General features: G+C 46.2%; 17 protein-coding genes. 10 read left to right on the top strand and 7 right to left on the bottom strand.

Going from position 1 to position 17,750, the window contains the following annotated elements:
- The first annotated feature begins 4 nt into the window (after positions 1-4).
- Positions 5-847, top strand: coding sequence for a SirB1 family protein (locus ICN31_RS07320; protein WP_216260076.1), 843 nt, complete (start codon positions 5-7; stop codon positions 845-847).
- 23 nt (positions 848-870) lie between these two features.
- On the opposite strand, the gene ICN31_RS07325 is transcribed toward ICN31_RS07320, so the two are convergent.
- Positions 871-1,512, bottom strand: coding sequence for a VTT domain-containing protein (locus tag ICN31_RS07325; RefSeq protein ID WP_216260084.1), 642 nt, complete (start codon positions 1,510-1,512; stop codon positions 871-873).
- Positions 1,513-1,570: 58 nt separating this feature from the next.
- Here ICN31_RS07325 and miaA point away from each other — a divergent pair, with 58 nt between their 5' ends.
- Positions 1,571-2,575: a tRNA (adenosine(37)-N6)-dimethylallyltransferase MiaA gene (gene miaA, locus ICN31_RS07330; protein ID WP_216260085.1), complete on the top strand. Its 1,005-nt coding sequence runs from the start codon at positions 1,571-1,573 to the stop codon at positions 2,573-2,575.
- Between the two features lie 13 nt (positions 2,576-2,588).
- Here miaA and purM read toward each other — a convergent pair whose 3' ends face one another.
- Positions 2,589-3,641 (bottom strand): phosphoribosylformylglycinamidine cyclo-ligase, encoded by a 1,053-nt coding sequence (gene purM / locus ICN31_RS07335; RefSeq protein WP_216260086.1) that lies wholly within the window; start codon positions 3,639-3,641, stop codon positions 2,589-2,591.
- Between the two features lie 72 nt (positions 3,642-3,713).
- Here purM and ICN31_RS07340 point away from each other — a divergent pair, with 72 nt between their 5' ends.
- The 6 genes from ICN31_RS07340 to panB are packed head-to-tail and all read left to right on the top strand — an operon-like array spanning position 3,714 to position 8,982.
- Positions 3,714-4,703 (top strand): AI-2E family transporter, encoded by a 990-nt coding sequence (locus ICN31_RS07340; RefSeq protein ID WP_216260087.1) that lies wholly within the window; start codon positions 3,714-3,716, stop codon positions 4,701-4,703.
- A gap of 10 nt (positions 4,704-4,713) precedes the next feature.
- Positions 4,714-5,469, top strand: coding sequence for a DnaA regulatory inactivator Hda (gene hda, locus ICN31_RS07345; protein WP_216260088.1), 756 nt, complete (start codon positions 4,714-4,716; stop codon positions 5,467-5,469).
- Between the two features lie 19 nt (positions 5,470-5,488).
- The gene (locus ICN31_RS07350) at positions 5,489-6,169 is read left to right on the top strand and encodes an HAD family phosphatase (RefSeq protein WP_088525278.1); all 681 of its coding nucleotides are present in this window, start codon (positions 5,489-5,491) and stop codon (positions 6,167-6,169) included.
- Positions 6,166-7,569, top strand: coding sequence for a polynucleotide adenylyltransferase PcnB (gene pcnB / locus ICN31_RS07355; protein WP_088525279.1), 1,404 nt, complete (start codon positions 6,166-6,168; stop codon positions 7,567-7,569). Before ICN31_RS07350 ends, pcnB begins: the two co-directional genes overlap by 4 nt.
- A gap of 52 nt (positions 7,570-7,621) precedes the next feature.
- Complete coding sequence (gene folK, locus ICN31_RS07360) at positions 7,622-8,149, top strand: 2-amino-4-hydroxy-6-hydroxymethyldihydropteridine diphosphokinase (protein ID WP_088525280.1); 528 nt, start codon at positions 7,622-7,624, stop codon at positions 8,147-8,149.
- 17 nt (positions 8,150-8,166) lie between these two features.
- A complete protein-coding gene (panB, locus tag ICN31_RS07365; protein ID WP_216260089.1) occupies positions 8,167-8,982 on the top strand; it encodes a 3-methyl-2-oxobutanoate hydroxymethyltransferase in 816 nt (271 codons plus the stop codon).
- A 7-nt stretch (positions 8,983-8,989) separates the two neighbouring features.
- Here panB and dnaJ read toward each other — a convergent pair whose 3' ends face one another.
- The 5 genes from dnaJ to hrcA form a co-directional block, all read right to left on the bottom strand.
- Positions 8,990-10,111, bottom strand: a complete 1,122-nt coding sequence (gene dnaJ / locus ICN31_RS07370) for a molecular chaperone DnaJ (protein WP_088525282.1) — start codon at positions 10,109-10,111, stop codon at positions 8,990-8,992.
- Between the two features lie 113 nt (positions 10,112-10,224).
- Entirely contained in the window at positions 10,225-12,159 is a 1,935-nt protein-coding gene (dnaK, locus tag ICN31_RS07375) for a molecular chaperone DnaK (RefSeq protein ID WP_088525283.1), read from the bottom strand.
- Positions 12,160-12,342: 183 nt separating this feature from the next.
- Complete coding sequence (gene grpE / locus ICN31_RS07380) at positions 12,343-12,885, bottom strand: nucleotide exchange factor GrpE (RefSeq protein WP_088525284.1); 543 nt, start codon at positions 12,883-12,885, stop codon at positions 12,343-12,345.
- Between the two features lie 91 nt (positions 12,886-12,976).
- Positions 12,977-14,071, bottom strand: coding sequence for a ferrochelatase (hemH, locus tag ICN31_RS07385; RefSeq protein WP_088525285.1), 1,095 nt, complete (start codon positions 14,069-14,071; stop codon positions 12,977-12,979).
- 25 nt (positions 14,072-14,096) lie between these two features.
- Positions 14,097-15,107: a heat-inducible transcriptional repressor HrcA gene (hrcA, locus tag ICN31_RS07390; RefSeq protein WP_088525286.1), complete on the bottom strand. Its 1,011-nt coding sequence runs from the start codon at positions 15,105-15,107 to the stop codon at positions 14,097-14,099.
- A 37-nt stretch (positions 15,108-15,144) separates the two neighbouring features.
- Here hrcA and ICN31_RS07395 point away from each other — a divergent pair, with 37 nt between their 5' ends.
- Both ICN31_RS07395 and recN read left to right on the top strand, forming a co-directional pair.
- On the top strand, positions 15,145-16,050 hold the full coding sequence (locus ICN31_RS07395; RefSeq protein WP_216260090.1) for an NAD kinase: 906 nt from the start codon (positions 15,145-15,147) through the stop codon (positions 16,048-16,050).
- Between the two features lie 26 nt (positions 16,051-16,076).
- Positions 16,077-17,747 carry a DNA repair protein RecN gene (gene recN / locus ICN31_RS07400; protein ID WP_216260091.1) on the top strand — a complete coding sequence of 557 codons (1,671 nt, stop codon included), beginning with the start codon at positions 16,077-16,079 and terminating at the stop codon, positions 17,745-17,747.
- Positions 17,748-17,750: the final 3 nt, after the last annotated feature.

Here is a 17,750-nt window from a genome sequence, read left to right on the forward strand (position 1 = left end):
ACTTATGCCAACACAACAACTCGACTATTTCACTTCTTTAGTTGCTGAAGACGAACACTTACCGCTAACGGAAGCGGCGATCGCTGTTGCACAACATGCGTATCCAGATTTAGATGTTCAAAGTGTCCTTGATCAACTTGATCAAATGGGCAATAAGTTGAAATCCCGAATTACTCCAGATACGCCCCAAATTCAGCGTTTGCAAATTCTGAAGAATTTCTTTTATACCGAATTAGGCTTTGGACCAAACCCAAATGATTTTTATGCGCCCGAGAATTCTTATTTGCACTATGTGCTTGAGAACCGGAGAGGCATTCCGATTTCGCTTGCGATTTTGATGATGGAATTGGGTCAGCAAATTGGCCTAAAGATTCGCGGAGTTTCATTTCCAAATCACTTCATGATGCGCATCTCCTTGCAACAAGGTGAAATCATCATGGACCCACTTACTGGTGAATCACTCTCCAAAAATCAGCTCCAAGAGATGCTTGATCCCTACCTAGACGCTAAGGGCTACCGCGGGGAATTGAGCCTACCTCTGAATATCTTCCTGCGAGCCTCTAACCCACGCGAAATCTTGTCTCGTTTCATGCGAAATCTGAAAATGATTTACTCGGAAGATGAGCGCTGGGAGCGCCTGCTTGGAATTCAAGAGCGCTTAGTGATTTTGCTGCCAAACTCGATTGAAGAGGTTCGTGATCGTGGGCTGATCTTTGCTCAACTGGAATATTTACGCCCTGCAATAGCAGATATGCATCGTTATCTCAGTGAATCCCCAGAAGCAGAAGATGCGAGCGATATCCGTGAACATATTGCTACGCTAGAGAGTCAGGCTAAGTTCCATTAAAACTTAGCCCAAAATAGCAATCGCTATTGCTTACGTTGAAAAATTTTGTAGAGGGCAGCTAGGACGACTGGGATCGCTGCAGCACCAACGCCGATCAATACGATCACATTTAAGTTTTGACGAATAATGGGGATGTTGCCAAAAAAATATCCGGCAATCACCAAGCCGAATACCCATAGCACGGCGCCAGTGATATTGAAGAACTGAAAGCGCGAGAAGTTCATTTCTGATACGCCCGCAATAAAGGGCGCAAAGGTACGGAAAATTGGCAAGAAGCGCGCCAAGATAATGGTCTTGCCACCATGCTTTTCATAAAATTCGTGAGTCTTCAATAAGGCTCGCTGATCAATCCAGCGTGACTGACTGCTAAACACTCTTTTACCAATCCAGCGACCAATAAAGTAATTGACGGTATTGCCTGCCACTGCAGCAATAAATAATCCAATGCATAAGGTCCAGATATTGAAATGCTCAGTAGCGCAATAAGCCCCGGCAATAAATAGGAGGGAGTCACCTGGTAAGAAAGGAGCAATCACTAAACCTGTTTCAGCAAATACGATTGCAAATAGCAGGCCATAAGCCCAAGGGCCATATTGCGCAATGACTACATCTAAATGACGGTCAATATGCAGAAATAAATCACTGAGTTGTAAAAGGGCATCCATCGACTGGTACTCCAAATATTGGCTTGATGCGGATATTAACAGGCTCTTATAATCAGGCATGCAAACTGAACCCTACATTCAGCACATGCATGTTCCAGGGACTATGCCGATACTTTGTATTGTTGGCCCCACTGGTGCAGGCAAAACTCATCTCGCCATGCTGCTTGCCGAGCATGCTAAATCCATTGGCTTGACCATCGAACTCATCAGCATGGATTCAGCCTTGGTTTATCGCGGTTTAGATATTGGCAGTGCAAAACCTACAAAAACGGAGCGGGCGTCTGTCACCCATCACCTCATTGATATCTTGGAGCCTGCCGAGGTCTACTCGGCTGCACGCTTTGCGAAAGATGCAAAACGCCTCTGTGAAGAGATTCGCAGCAGAGGAAATATTCCTATCGTTGTTGGGGGCACGATGCTGTATTGGCGCGCTTGGGCTTATGGGCTCTCCTCATTGCCGCCAGCCAATCCAGAAATTCGTGCGAGGCTGGATCAGGAAGGTAAGGTAATTGGCTGGCCAGCGATGCACTCCAAACTTGAAGAAGTCGATCCAGAAACGGCAGCGCGCCTAAAGCCCAACGATTCACAACGGGTGCAACGTGCTTTAGAAGTATTTGAGATGACTGGTAAGCCCATGTCTACATTACTGGCTGACTCACCTAGCGAGGACGGCAGAGAGGGTTCAAGCATTCCAGCCTGGATCAATTTAGTCTCTCTTGAGCCTAGTGATCGCGCAAGACTTCATGCCAATCTAGAAAAACGTTTTGATGAAATGCTGACTGCTGGATTTATGGATGAAGTCAAAACCTTGCGAACCAATCCTCACTTGCATGTAGACTTACCAGCAATTCGTTCAGTAGGCTATCGACAAGCATGGGAGTTTTTAGACAATCAAATTGACTTTGATCAGATGCGCTACAAAGCTTTGGCGGCTACTAGGCAGTTGGGTAAACGACAACTCACTTGGTTACGCGCAATCGCAGGCAGAAAAACCTTTGACCCCTTCAAACCAGAAGAACTCAAGGCAGCATTGGATTACTGCAAAAGTACTTTAAAGAAATAAAGCGCTGATCGTTTTAGATCACGATGGTTTGGGGCGCATCTTTAGGACGCTCGACTACTTCACCAACTGTCCACGCTTTTAAGCCTTGTGTACTCAATGATTTGATTGCAGTTTCTACTTGAGCTGGGGAAACAATCACCACCATCCCAATGCCGCAATTAAATACACGAACCATTTCTGCATCGGCAACGCCACCCTTCATTTGCAACCAACGGAAAAGTTCTGGCATCTGCCAGCTATCGCGATGTAATACCGCTTGGGTATTTTCTGGAAGAACACGAGGTACGTTGTCGACTAGACCGCCACCAGTAATATGAGCCATACCCTTGACGTCAATTTCAGAAATCAGTTTTAAGAGGGGCTTTACATAAATCTCGGTTGGAGCCATCACCACATCACCAAGAGGTCGACCGCCTAAATCATCACTGGGTTTTGCGCCTACGCGCTCAATAATTTTGCGTACTAAAGAGTAGCCATTGGAATGGGCACCACTCGAGGCAATAGCCAATACAACATCGCCAGGGACAATCGTGTTGCCAGTAATGATTTTGGATTTTTCCACCGCGCCAACTGCAAACCCAGCCAAGTCATACTCACCTGGTGGATACATACCAGGCATCTCGGCAGTTTCACCACCGATTAGAGCGCAGCCAGATAATTCGCAACCCTTAGCAATGCCGCCAACAACAGTCGCTGCAGTATCGACAGTGAGCTTGCCGCAAGCAAAGTAATCTAAGAAAAAGAGGGGTTCTGCGCCTTGAACCAAAATATCGTTCACGCTCATCGCAACTAAATCTTGACCAATAGTGTCATGGCGATTCCATTCAAAAGCTAAGCGAAGTTTGGTACCCACACCATCCGTGCCGGCCACTAAAACAGGCTCCTTGTAGCGCTTAGGTACCTCAAAAAGAGCGCCGAATCCACCAATTCCTGCCAAAACACCTTCGCGCATGGTTTTCTTAGCCAGCGGCTTAATGCGGTCGACCAAGTCATCCCCAGCGTCAATATCGACACCAGCATCGCGATAAGAAAGGCCTTTTGATGGGGAATTGGTAGATGAAGTCATGTCAGAGTCGGTATATTGGTGAAAAATGTCACTTGGTCAGTAGAATCATTGAATTCTAGAGGATTACTTGTAATGGCTGAAATTTTTACCCCTTTTCTGACTGCCTTTATTCTGGCCTACATCCTAAGGCCTGCTTTTCTATGGCTGGGAAGGCGTCGCCTGCCAAGCTCATTAGCAGCCCTACTGACAGTAGTCTTAGGCTTGGGTGTCCTGATTGCAATTTTGGGCCTCTTTATCGGCCTCCTCAAAACTGAGCTGCCTTTAATTAAGGCGCAATTGCCTGGGTGGATTCAAAACACGCAAGCATGGCTCGGGCCCAAATTGGCTGAATTTCATATTGACCTAGATTGGGGGGCCTTAAAAAAAGCCGCCTCTCAAAAAATTACAACGCATATTAGCGATAACGCCGATGCCCTCATGACCAGTACTTTTGAAACTGTACTCATGTCAGGCAGCTCAGTCATTGCAGGCTTTGTTAATTCTGTTTTGATTATTTTTGTGATGTTCTATTTGCTCATCGACTGGGATCACTTTTTTGGGATTATCAAAAAAATGTTTCCTTTGCGCGCTCAAGAAACTATTCATCACCTTGCAATGCATACAGATGGCTTACTCTCGCAATATTTAAACGGAATGGTAATTGTGATTTCTATCATGTCTGTTTTCTATAGTATTGGTTTAAGCCTGATTGGCATTCAAGGAGCAGTTGCTTTAGGTATCTTCACTGCACTTATGATTGTGATTCCCTATATTGGTATCGCCCTAGGATTTTCTCTCGCCATTTTGTCAGCACTACTGCAATTCGGTCCTCAATACGAAATGATTGCCGTGCTTGCTTTATATGGTCTTGGCCAATTCCTAGAAGGCTTCGTGCTCACGCCCCGTCTGGTAGGTGAGCGCATTGGTCTTCACCCAGTTGCCGTGTTATTTGCCTTACTACTATTTGGAAAACTGTTTGGCTTTTTCGGAGTGCTACTTGCATTACCAATTAGTGCCGTGAGTTTAGTATTGGTTCAGTACCTTTGGTCTGTGTATACACAAAGCTCTTGGTATCGAAAATAATTTCGTAGTAATGAATACGCCCCCACTTCCAAGACAGTTTGCTTTAGATCTCAGTCATACACCCAAAGCCAGTCTCGATAATTACTTGCCTAGCAAAGATCTGGCGCTGCTATCTGCCTTGCAAACTCTTTGCAAAGGCTGGCAAGGGAATAGCATCAATCAAATCAGCAATCCACTGAATCATCGCTGGATTTATTGGTGGGGTCCAGAAGGATCTGGACGCACCCATTTGCTTGAGGCAATGACAAATGCCGCTGAAAATGTCGGTATTGAATCTTTTTTTCTTAATCCTAAAGAGCCTATCTCCTGGGTTCGTCTTGAAGAAAAAATAGGTGCCCTAGCGCAAAGTGATATGCCCTCGGTCATTGCTGTCGATGATGTAGATGCTTTAGATGAGCGCTTAGTGGGCGCCCTGTTTCGCATCCTCAACGGCGTTCAAGCAGGCAAAAATATCCATATCTTCATGGCTGGCAAGGCTGCGCCAGCCAGTTTGGAGTTGCGCGAAGACCTACGGACCCGCCTAGGATGGGGTTTGGTCTTTCAAACACAACTTTTGGATGATGGTGAGAAAATACAAGCCTTAGAGCAAGCCGCTAAGGCGCGTGGATTGGTTTTATCCCCAGACGTATTGCCTTGGTTGTTAAATCGTTTTTATCGCGATATGCCCAATTTAATGGCCTTGATTGATGCTTTGGATGCTTATTCATTAGAAACAAAACGTGCTGTAACCTTGCCGCTCGTGCGCGAGCTTTTACAGCCAAAATAATTTACTTGATATTTAATTTGTGACCCAATTAGCCCTTTTCGACTTAGATAGCACCCTACTCCCTTGCGATAGCGACTATGAGTGGGGACAATTTTTAGCACGCATCGGCGTAGTAGATGGTGATGATTACGCCAAAAAAAATGAGCGCTTTTATCAAGACTATAAAGAAGGCAAGCTCGATATTCATGCATTTCTCCGCTTTTCCTTAAAGCCGCTTTCGGAACATTCCCGCGCTCAACTCAAGGAATGGCATGACGCTTTCATGAAGGAAGTGATCAATGGCCAACTCCGTCAATCAGCAATTGACTTGGTAAAAAGACATCAAGATGCTGGAGATCTATGCTGCGTAATCACCGCTACCAATAGCTTTGTTACCCATCCAATCGTGGCAAGCTTTGGTATCGAACACCTGATTGCGACTGAGCCCGCTACCGTTGGCAATAGTCCTTTGGGGAACTTCACTGGAGAAGTAAAAGGTATACCGAATTTTCGTGAAGGCAAGATTCAAAACCTACATGAATGGCTGGTAGCTCAGGAGCTATCTTTCGACAAAATGCCACGAAGCTATTTCTACTCTGATTCGATCAATGATTTACCCCTATTAGAAGAGGTTAGCAATCCCGTTGCTACCAATCCAGATGAACGTCTGCGTAATGAGGCCAATAAACGCAACTGGCCCATTCTTGAGTTGTTTACATGATCACTAAATTCATCAAACGTATCTTGCGGCGCGATCCTATGGTCAAGCATACGCAAGCGAATCACACTGGAGCGCCAAAACGTATTCCCAAAAAAGCTCATCGTATTGATCCGCATTTACTCTCAAAGAATGCCGTAAAAGTAACGCACACGCTTCAACAAGCTGGGTTTGAGGCTTTCATTGTGGGTGGCGCAGTCCGTGATCTGGCCTTAGGAATTGGCCCAAAAGATTTTGATGTAGCAACCAATGCAACGCCAGATCAAGTGCAAAGACTGTTCCGTAAGGCGCGCCTGATTGGCCGGCGCTTTCAGATTGTGCACGTGACTTTCTTTGGTAAAGGTCATCCTGAGATTATTGAAGTCTCTACCTTTAGAGCTTTACTAGATAACGCCGGCGATCATGTGGCTGAAAGTGGTCGGATATTGCGCGATAACGTCTGGGGCTCACAAGGTGAAGATGCTGCCAGAAGGGATTTCACGATCAACGCAATGTATTACGACCCCTCTAGCGAGACAGTTCTCGACTATCACGGCGGTATGGCAGATATGCAAAAGAAAACTTTGCGCATGATTGGTGATCCCGCAAAACGGTATCGCGAAGACCCAATACGAATGCTCAGAGCCATTCGCTTTGCCGCTAAAACTGGCTTTACCTTAGATACTGCAACGCGTGCGCCAATTGCAGAACTCGGTGATCTTTTACAAGATGTGCCATCAGCCAGACTCTTTGATGAAATTCTCAAATTACTCATGTCGGGATATTCCTGGGCTGCAATTCAGGGCTTAAGAGATGCGGGACTTCATCATGGTTTGCTGCCCCTGCTGGATCATATTTTGGATAGTGGGGAGGGATCTAGGGATGCAAATGATTTTGTGAAGCTCGCATTAGCCAATACTGACCAACGAATTCAATCGGGCAAAAGTGTTTCTGCTGGATTTTTATTTGCCACTTTGCTTTGGCCTGATCTGCTTAAAAACTGGAAAGCCAATATTGCTAAAGGGGTCTCCAATATTGCTGCACTAAATAGCGCCATGGACGATACGATCGCGACACAAAGTAGTGGCATGACGATTCAACGGCGTTTTGAGACTGATATGTGTGAGATTTGGTCCATGCAACCGCGCTTTGAAAAACGGGTGGGGCGCTACCCCTTCCGCCTCATCGAATCTCCTCGCTTTAGGGCTGGGTACGACTTTATGCTTCTACGCTGCGCTACCGGTGAGCAAAACCCCAGTATTGGTCAATGGTGGACGGATTTCATTGCCGCCGATCCGGCCGGACAAGAAGCCCTTATGACTGCTGCTAAGACAGAACTAGGCAGTAGCGCAGGCTCTCCTACTAAGCGACGCCGCCGCAGAAAACCTAAATCTGACTCGCCCCCCGAACCTGAAGCAGCTTAAGCAAACTTAGAGAAATTTCAGTAAAGTAGTTCCATCTCTAGTTTGGAGTCGTATGGCACGAGCTTTTATCGGATTTGGTGGGAATATCGGCGACACACGTCAGCTCATTACTGATGCGATTGTTTGTCTAGCGTTGCGCTCTGAATTACAGATTCTGGCCAAAAGCTGCTTTTATCAAAGCGCACCGTTAGAAGCTAGTGGTGACGACTATATCAATGCAGTGATTGAAATCGAAACGGAACTCACCCCTTACGGCCTACTCCATGTCTGCCAAGTGATTGAAAAAGAGTTTGGCAGAGAGCGCCCCTACTCAAATGCGCCCCGCACACTTGATCTAGATATCTTATCTTTTGAGGGTGTTACTCAAAATGAAACTGAGTTGATATTGCCTCACCCCAGAATGATTGAACGCTCTTTTGTGCTTCTCCCGCTATTGGAAATAGCCCCTGACTTCTTTTTACCAAATCTAGGTGAGCTCAAGAGCTATTTACCCAAAGTAGCTGACCAAAAAATTGAAAAACTACCCTGCAGGAACTGTAATTGTGGGGAAAAAGACGTTTATAGCCCAGCGTCGCATTAATTCATTAAACTCTCGCCATGGGTTACTTACAAGGCGATAAGCCAATCACCATTACCAATCTACTCGCTATGCATGCTGAGCGAGAGAAAATTACTATGCTCACCGCATATGACTCGACCATGTCAGCATTACTCAATCGCTGCGGGGTTGAGACTATCCTGATTGGTGATTCATTAGGCAATGTGATTCAAGGCCACTCCAGCACAACGCCCGTTACCGTTGAGCAAATGGTTTATCACACTGAATGTGTAGCTCGAGCTAATACGCATGCATTTTTGATAGCCGATCTTCCCTTTGCAAGTTATGGCGATCCAGTGCAAGCACTAGATTCAGCAGCAGAACTCATGCGTGCCGGCGCTGATATGGTCAAGCTAGAGGGCGGAGATTGGCAAGTAGATATTATTCAATATCTAGTCGAGCGTAGCGTTCCTGTTTGCGCGCACCTAGGTTTGCTTCCACAATCAGTTCATCTTTTGGGTGGCTACAAAGTGCAAGGTAAGTCTAAGGATGCCGCAAGTCATATGCTTCAACAAGCGCTTGCTTGCGAAGCAGCTGGGGCGCAAATGCTGGTACTTGAAGCCACTCCTTCTTCGCTTGGGGAAAAAATTACCGAAGAACTCCATATTCCGACCATCGGAATTGGTGCAGGGCCAGATTGCTCTGGTCAGGTATTAGTTTTACAAGATATGTTGGGTATCAGCCCAGGCAAACCACCCAAGTTTGTTAAAAACTTTATGGATGGTCACAGCTCGGTCGAAGCTGCTATTAAAGCCTACGTTCGCGAAGTTAAGTCCGGAAAGTTTCCCGGACTAGAGCATGGTTTTGCGGGTTAGTAAGCTTTTAACTAAAGAAGCTCTTTACGCCATCAAACCAGCCCTTTTGCTGTGGGCTGTGTTTATCGCCACCTGATTTCAGACTCTCATCAAACTGTGTCAGCAATTTTTTCTGGTCATCAGTCAATTTCACTGGCGTCTCAACTAAAACGTGTACAAAAAGATCGCCCACTAAAGTGGAGCGCAATCCTTTAATACCTTTGTTACGCAAGCGGAATGTTTTGCCGGTCTGCGTGCCCTCTGGAATTGGAAACTCAACTCGACCCGATAAGGTTGGAACCTCAATCTCACCGCCAATGGTTGCCGTTGCAAATGAAATCGGCATTTGCACATGTAAGTCGCTTCCATCACGCTCAAATACTGGATGCGGCTTAACCCGAACTTCTACGTAGAGATCGCCTGAAGGTCCACCGTTAATACCAGGCTCGCCATTGCCAACGGAGCGCACGCGCATGCCATCATCAATACCCGCTGGAATTTTAATTTCGAGAGTTTTTTGTTCTTTATGCTTACCGCTGCCATGGCAAGTTTTGCAAGGCTTCGGAATGTACTCGCCTGTGCCGCGGCATTTAGGGCAAGTCTGCTGCATGGAGAAGAAACCTTGTTGCACACGCACTTGACCATGGCCATCACAGGTAGAGCATTTTTCTGCTTTTGTGCCAGGCTCAGCACCAGTACCATGACAAGGCTTACAGTTGCTCCAACTTGGCACACGAATTTGTGTTGTGTAACCCTCAGCAGCTTGCTCAAGGGTGATATCCATGTTGTAACGAAGATCGGCACCCTTATAGACCTGCGGACCAGAGTGACGTCCACCACCTTGCCCAAAAATATCCCCAAAGATATCTCCAAAGGCATCGGCAAATCCGCCGCCGCCAAAGCCGCCACCCATTGAAGGGTCAACACCTGCATGACCATACTGGTCATAGGCAGCGCGCTTATTGGGATCGGTGAGTGTTTCGTAGGCCTCTTTGGCTTCTTTAAATTGGGCTTCAGCCGTTTTACTATCAGGGTTGCGATCAGGGTGATACTTCATTGCCATTTTGCGATAGGCTTTTTTAAGCTCTTCATCGCTGGCACCTTTTGCTACGCCCAGTACTTCATAAAAATCGCGTTTACTTTTAGACACAGCCAATTCCTCTCAACAACCTGAATGACACAAGTCGGCTCGAGGCCGACTTGTTATTTAAGTACTTCAAAATTACGTTAATCAATACGTCTTTTTAACATTAAATGACTGGGTTACTTCTTGTCATTAACCTCTTTAAAGTCAGCATCGACGACATCTGCATCTGGCGCTGCACCAGGGGCTCCGCCAGGGGCTGCACCCGCAGAACCGCCGCCAGCTTTTGCTTGTTCAGCAGCCATCACCTTCTCGCCCAGCTTCTGACTTGCTTTACCCAAAGCTTCAGTCTTCGCCTCAATAGCAGCCTTATCGCTGCCCTTAATGGCTTCATCCAACTCTTTAAGGGCTGCTTCAATCGCCTCTTTCTCGGCAGCTTCTAAGCTAGCACCATGCTCTTCTAAGGCCTTCTTAGTCGAGTGAGCCAAGGCATCAGCTGTATTACGAGCTGTTACTAACTCAAGCACTTTCTTATCTTCAGCAGCATTGGCTTCAGCATCTTTCACCATACGTTGAATTTCTTCTTCAGTTAAGCCAGAGTTCGCCTTGATGGTGATCTTGTTCTCTTTGCCAGTAGTTTTGTCTTTTGCAGTGACATGCAAAATTCCGTTGGCATCAATATCAAAAGTCACTTCAATTTGCGGCATACCGCGTTGCGCTGGTGCAATACCTTCAAGATTAAATTCACCGAGCAACTTATTTGCAGCAGCCATTTCACGCTCGCCCTGGAAACACTTAATGGTTACGGCAGGCTGGTTATCTTCCGCAGTGGAATAAACCTGCGAATGCTTAGTAGGAATCGTCGTGTTCTTCGGAATCATCTTAGTCATCACGCCACCCAAGGTTTCGATGCCTAAAGATAATGGGGTCACGTCTAAGAGCAATACGTCTTTACGATCACCAGACAATACCGATCCCTGAATTGCAGCACCAACAGCAACCGCTTCATCAGGGTTAACGTCTTTGCGTGGCTCTTTACCGAAAATTTCTTTTACTTTGTCCTGAACTGCAGGCATACGGGTTTGACCACCAACCAAAATGACATCATCAATATCGGCAGTGCTCACACCAGCATCTTTAATCGCAGTTAAGCAAGGGCCAGCCGTACGGGTGATCAACTCCTCTACCAAGGACTCTAATTTAGCGCGGGTGAGCTTCAAATTTAAATGCTTAGGACCGCTAGCATCAGCTGTCACATAAGGTAAATTGATTTCAGTTTGCTGTGCAGATGACAACTCGATCTTGGCTTTTTCAGCAGCATCTTTTAAGCGCTGTAATGCCAACACGTCTTTACTTAAATCTACACCCTGTTCTTTTTTGAACTCAGCAATGATCCAATCAATGATGCGCTGGTCAAAGTCCTCACCGCCCAAGAAAGTATCACCGTTGGTAGAAAGCACCTCAAATTGCTTCTCACCATCCACGTTCGCAATTTCAATAATGGATACATCAAAGGTACCGCCGCCTAGGTCATATACGGCGATCTTGCGGTCTACCTTGTCTTGCTTGTCTAAACCAAATGCCAATGCAGCAGCAGTAGGCTCATTGATGATGCGCTTGACATCTAAACCGGCAATACGACCAGCATCTTTAGTTGCTTGACGTTGGCTGTCATTAAAGTAAGCTGGAACAGTAATAACAGCTTCAGTCACTTCTTCACCAAGATAGTCCTCAGCAGTCTTTTTCATCTTGCGCAAAATTTCAGCAGACACTTGTTGTGGCGCCATTTTCTTATCGCGTGCCTGTACCCAAGCATCGCCGTTTTCGGCTTGAATAATGGCATAAGGCATTAGACCGATGTCTTTTTGCACCTCAGGATCAGTGAACTTGCGACCCATCAAACGCTTAACAGCGTAAATGGTGTTTTTAGGATTTGTGACTGACTGACGCTTAGCAGGTGCGCCAACCAATACTTCGCCATCTTCAACGTATGCGATGATAGATGGAGTTGTGCGACCGCCTTCTGCGTTCTCAACAACTTTAGGTGCATTGTTTTCAACGACTGAAACGCACGAGTTAGTGGTTCCTAAGTCGATTCCGATAATCTTTCCCATAATTGCTCCAAAAAATTAAGTTACTTTGTTGTACTTCTAATGTGTTTTCGGTAATCACTACCGCTAATATTCCAATACTCACTAAATGGGGTCTAAAAAGGGGAATTCAAGGGCTGAAATAGCAAAAAAGGCAGATTTCTGCCTTTTTCATACTTTTTTAGGGTTTTGACCCCTATTTTTAATTTATTTCGGGGCGCTCACAGTGACTAAAGCCGGTCTAAGCACCCGATCTGCCACGGTATAACCTCGCTGGAGTACTGAAACTACGGTGTTGGCCTCTTGCTCAGAAGGTACTGAAGCAATCGCCTGGTGGTGGTGCGGATCAAATTTATCCCCCACTGCAGGATTAATTTCAGTCATGCGGCCCTTATCAAACGCAGATAAGAGTTGCTTGAGTGTAATTTCTAAACCCTCTTTAAAAGCCTTGGCATCACCAGTGTCCGTACTTAAAGCTGCATACAAGCTATCGGTCACTGGGACCAAATGTTCGGCAAAACTCTCAATCGCGAACTTATGTGCCTTAGCAATATCTTCAACGGCGCGGCGACGAATATTTTCGCCTTCCGCCTTAGCGCGCAAGAAGTTATCTTCGAGCTCGCCAATCTTTTGATTGAGCTCTGCAATCTCTTCCTCTGGGGTTTTGACAACGGCAACTTCAGGAGCTGCTTCAGCCGAGGTCTGCGCTGCTGAATTTTCTTGCTCTGGATTTGGATTTTCTTGTGTCATGGATGCTCATTCACTTTTTCTGTATTTTGCTCTACCTACGCTGCTCTAACTAAGGCCAGTAGTTTTCAATATTGGGACATTTTATTGAATTTCAAGTCTTAGATTTGTCAGCCAACTCTGCCCGCTCAGCGCGCAAAGTCAGCTCCTCTTTAGATTCCGTTCCTAAAGTCCACCCCAGTAAGTGCTGATAGGCTATGTCACGTAGAGCATTAATCCATTTTGGATTGCTATTTAAACAAGGAATATAACGGTAATCATTACCACCATGTTCTAGAAATGTTTCCTTTGCTTCCATTCCAATTTCTTCCAATGTCTCCAGGCAATCCGCCGGAAATCCCGGGCAGAACACATCAACTCGAGAGCAGCCTTCTTTTGCTAACTTCTCAATAGTTGGAGCGGTATAGGGCTTTAACCATTCCGCTTTACCAAAGCGAGACTGGAAAGTGACAATATATTGTCCTGGCTCCAACCCTAAAGACTCTCCAAGCAAGCGACCTGTTTTCAGGCACTCGCAGTGATAAGGATCACCCTGCATTAAATTGCGTTTAGGTAGGCCATGAAAAGACATTACAAAGCGATCGCCTCTTGCAAAATCTGGAGCACCATCTTTGTCCCAGGCGCTTAGCACCTGATCTGCAAGTGCAGCAATATAAGCGGGATTGTCATGGTAATGCTTGACTATACGCAGCTCGGGTTGATTTCTCCAGGTACTCAGAACCCGAAAGACGTCATCAAAGCTAGAAGCAGTAGTGGTGGCTGAATACTGAGGATATAAAGGCAATAGCAATAAACGCTCCATGCCTTGCTCCTTCAAGCTTTCCAAGACCTCTTTGGCAGAAGGCTTGCCATAGCGCATTGCTAAATCGACTAAAACAGTATGCCCCTCATCTGCAAACTTCTCGCCCAGCTCTTTGGCTTGCAAACGAGAGTAGTGCATGAGGGGTGAGCCCAGTTGCGGCAACCAAATCGATGCATATTTTTTTGCTGAGGTACTGCTACGAATCGGCAGAATAATGCCATTCAAAATGAACCACCAAATAAAGCGTGGAATTTCTACGACACGCGGATCTGAGAGAAATTCTTTTAAATAAGCTCTCACTGCTTTTGGCGTTGGCGCAGATGGCGTACCTAAGTTCAACAGCAGTACTGCTGTCTTATTGACTCGTAGGTGTGGGTTCTGATTCAAAATATGTATCTTTAATAATCGATTGTTAGGAGCTCAGCGCCCCTGATAATAACTTGGAGGTGATGTCCACAATTGGAATAACCCGGTCATAAGCCATGCGGGTTGGGCCAATGACACCCAAAGTACCAACGATCTGGCCATCTACGCTATATGGCGCACTAATTACTGCTAAATCTTCATAAGGCAATAGGTCACTCTCGCCACCAATAAAGATTTGAATACCGTCGGCATGACTCGATACGTCAAGCAGCTGCATGAGTACTGATTTTTGCTCTAACATGTCAAACATCTTACGTAGCTTGTCGAGGTTAGAGCTTAAATCACCCACATTCAATAAGCGCCGCTCGCCAGAGAGCACCATGTCACCCTGGCTCATATCGTAGTCAGCAACGCCGCTTTGCAATGCCAAAGCCATCAGACCAGAGATATCTGCTCTTAAATTATCTAGGTCAGATTTGAGGTGCAAGCGCACTTGATCAAAACTTTTTCCAGCAAACTGTGCGTTGATGTAATTACCAGCCTCAATTAATTGACTTGGCGTGTAATCCTGAGTCGTTGGCAAAATTCGATTTTGGACATCCCCTTCTGGAGTCACCATAATCAATAAGATCTTGCCTTCGCCTAAACGTAGAAACTCAATATGCTTAAAAACTTGGGCTCGCTTGGGAGTCATCACTACCCCAGCAAAATGACTTAAGTTCGACAAAATCTGAGCGGCAGAACTCAAAACCCGTTGCGGGGAATCTGGCAAGAGTCCTCTTTCGAGCTCACGGGTAGCAATTTCTTCTAGGGGACGAACCGTCACCATCGTATCTACAAATAAGCGATAGCCTCTAGGGGTCGGAATTCGGCCAGCTGAAGTATGGGGGCTAGTGACTAGCCCCATATCCTCCAAATCAGCCATCACATTACGAATAGTGGCTGCAGAGAGGTCTAAACCTGAAAATCTCGATAGCGTGCGCGAGCCAATAGGCTGGCCCTCCTCGATATATCGCTCGATGAGGGTTTTTAGTAAAGCGCGGGAACGTTCGTCCATGGTGGAGGGGATTTTATGCCTATGGTTTAATCGTTATATGTTAAGCCCATCCCCCAATTCCTCCAAGAAGGCATTTAGCCGGGTGGCGCTCGTCGGCAAATTTCAGGCTGATGGCATTGAAGAACACCTCAAAGACCTTGCCAAACTGGTCTTGGGACTGGGTTGTGAGGTTTTTATTGAGTCTGCCACTGCTGCCCATCATGGCTTAAAAGACTATCCCACTAAGAAACCCCAGGACTTTAGTGGATCAATTGATCTGGTTGTTGTCTTGGGTGGCGATGGAACCATGTTGGGCATTGCCCGTCAATTAGCAGGGAGCAATGTCCCACTCGTAGGAATCAATATGGGTCGTCTTGGCTACATGACAGATATTCCCATTCAGTCTGTGCAAGATATCCTACCCAAAATCATCGCTGGCGAATATGAATCTGATACACGGACATTGCTTGATGCTGTTGTCATTCGTAATGGCAAAGTAATTAATCGCGCATTAGCACTAAATGATGTTGTCGTGAATCGCTCCGCTATTTCAGGAATGGTAGAACTAGCCGTTCGAGTCAATGGCTCTTTTATGTACAACCAACGTTCTGACGGTTTGATTGTTTCTACTCCGACTGGCTCTACTGCTTACGCTTTATCTGCCGGTGGTCCTATTTTGCATCCCCACGTTCCAGGTATTTTGCTTGTTCCAATTGCTCCCCATTCCCTTTCTAATCGGCCGATTGTTCTGCCGCAAGATAGTGTGACGGTGATTGAGGTAGTTAATGGACTTGAAGTCATTGTCAATTTTGATATGCAATCACAAACCAATTTACAAAGCGGCGACACAATTGAAGTGCGTCAATCCGATAAAACCATTGCTCTTTTACACCCTAGCAATCACAGCGACTACAAAACTTTGCGTGAGAAATTGCATTGGAATGAATACCCATCGACTTTCTGATGTCGAGTTCTTTGCTACGCTAATACATGCTTCAAACTATCTCACTTCGCGATTTCGTCATTGTCGATCAGCTTGAGCTGGATTTTTCTGCTGGGTTTACCGTCCTGACTGGTGAAACTGGCGCTGGAAAATCCATTCTGCTTGACGCTCTTAGTCTAGTTTTAGGCGAACGCGCTGATAGCAGCCAAATTCGGGAAGGTAGCAGCCGTGCAGAAATCTCTGCTCTCTTTCAAATTGATCCGGAGCTTATTCAATCTTTTGGGCAATGGTTAGATGGGCAAGGATTTCCGCTTGAAGATCATGGTCAAAGCCTCTTACTCAAAAGAACTATAGAAAGTAATGGCAGGAGTCGCGCCTTCATTAATGGCAGCATTGCTACCGTAACGCAATTGCGTGAGGCAGGTGATCAACTGGTTGATATTCATGGGCAACATGCTCATCAACTACTGCTGAAGGGTGGCGCCCAACGCGAGCTACTAGATCGTCATGCTGGTTTATTACCGCTTGCAACTGAAGTGGCACAGAACTTCAAAACGCTGAATGATTCTCGTCGTCTCTTAGAGCAAGCAGAAAATGCAGGGCAAGATATTGAGCGTGAGCGTGAGCGCTTAGAGTGGCAACTCGAAGAGCTTACCGAGCTATCTCCCCAAGAGAATGAATGGGCCAATATTCAAGGTGAGCATGCGCGACTTGCCAATGGGGCCAAAATCATTGGCGGCTGCCAAGAAGCGATTGAAGTTTTGAGTGATTCAGATAACTCGATTGAATCGAGCCTCTCCAAGGTATGCAGCACTATTGGTGCATTAGCCGAGCATGATCCAGCACTGAACACTATTAGCGAAGCCCTGGAATCCGCACAAATTCAATTAGATGAAGCTATTCATAGCCTTAATCGATACTTACAAAAAGCAGATCTTGACCCAACACGACTGGCCCAAGTTGAAGAGCGCATGCAAGCACTGCACACCGCCGCTCGCAAATATCGTACTGAAGCAGATGCACTACCAGCACTTCTTCTAGATACTGCCGAACGTTTGGATGCTCTAACGGCATCTCAGAATATCGAAGCCTTACGCGAAAAAGTGCAACAAGAAGAAGTTGCTTATCTCAAACTTGCAAAACAGCTCTCAAAAAAACGTGGGGAAGCTGCGGCTGAACTAGGAAAATTAGTCACCGATGCCATGCAGGATCTATCCATGGCTGGGGGGCGATTAGAAATAGCTTTGACGCCACTCAGTGAAGGTGGCTCTCACGGCTTAGAGCAAATCGAATTCTTGGTTGCAGGACATGCTGGCAGCACACCACGCTCATTGGCTAAGGTAGCCTCTGGTGGCGAACTTGCCCGTATTAGCCTAGCAATTAGTGTGATCACTAGCAAAGCCTCATTCACACCTACTTTAATATTTGATGAAGTCGATGCAGGTATTGGTGGGGCCGTTGCAGAAACTGTTGGCAAGCTATTGCACCAATTGGGGCAATCTCATCAAATATTGTGCGTGACGCATCTGCCTCAAGTTGCCGCGCAAGGAAATCACCACCTGAAGGTCAGTAAATCACAGAGTGGTGATAAAACAATCTCACAAGTACAGCCCTTAGCCAGAATAGAACGCGTTGAAGAGGTGGCGCGTATGTTGGGTGGCACAACAATAACAGACACCACACGTCGTCATGCTCGCGAGTTACTAGGGCAAAACTAGGAT

The organism is Polynucleobacter sp. UB-Piko-W3 (assembly GCF_018881635.1).
GTDB lineage: Bacteria > Pseudomonadota > Gammaproteobacteria > Burkholderiales > Burkholderiaceae > Polynucleobacter.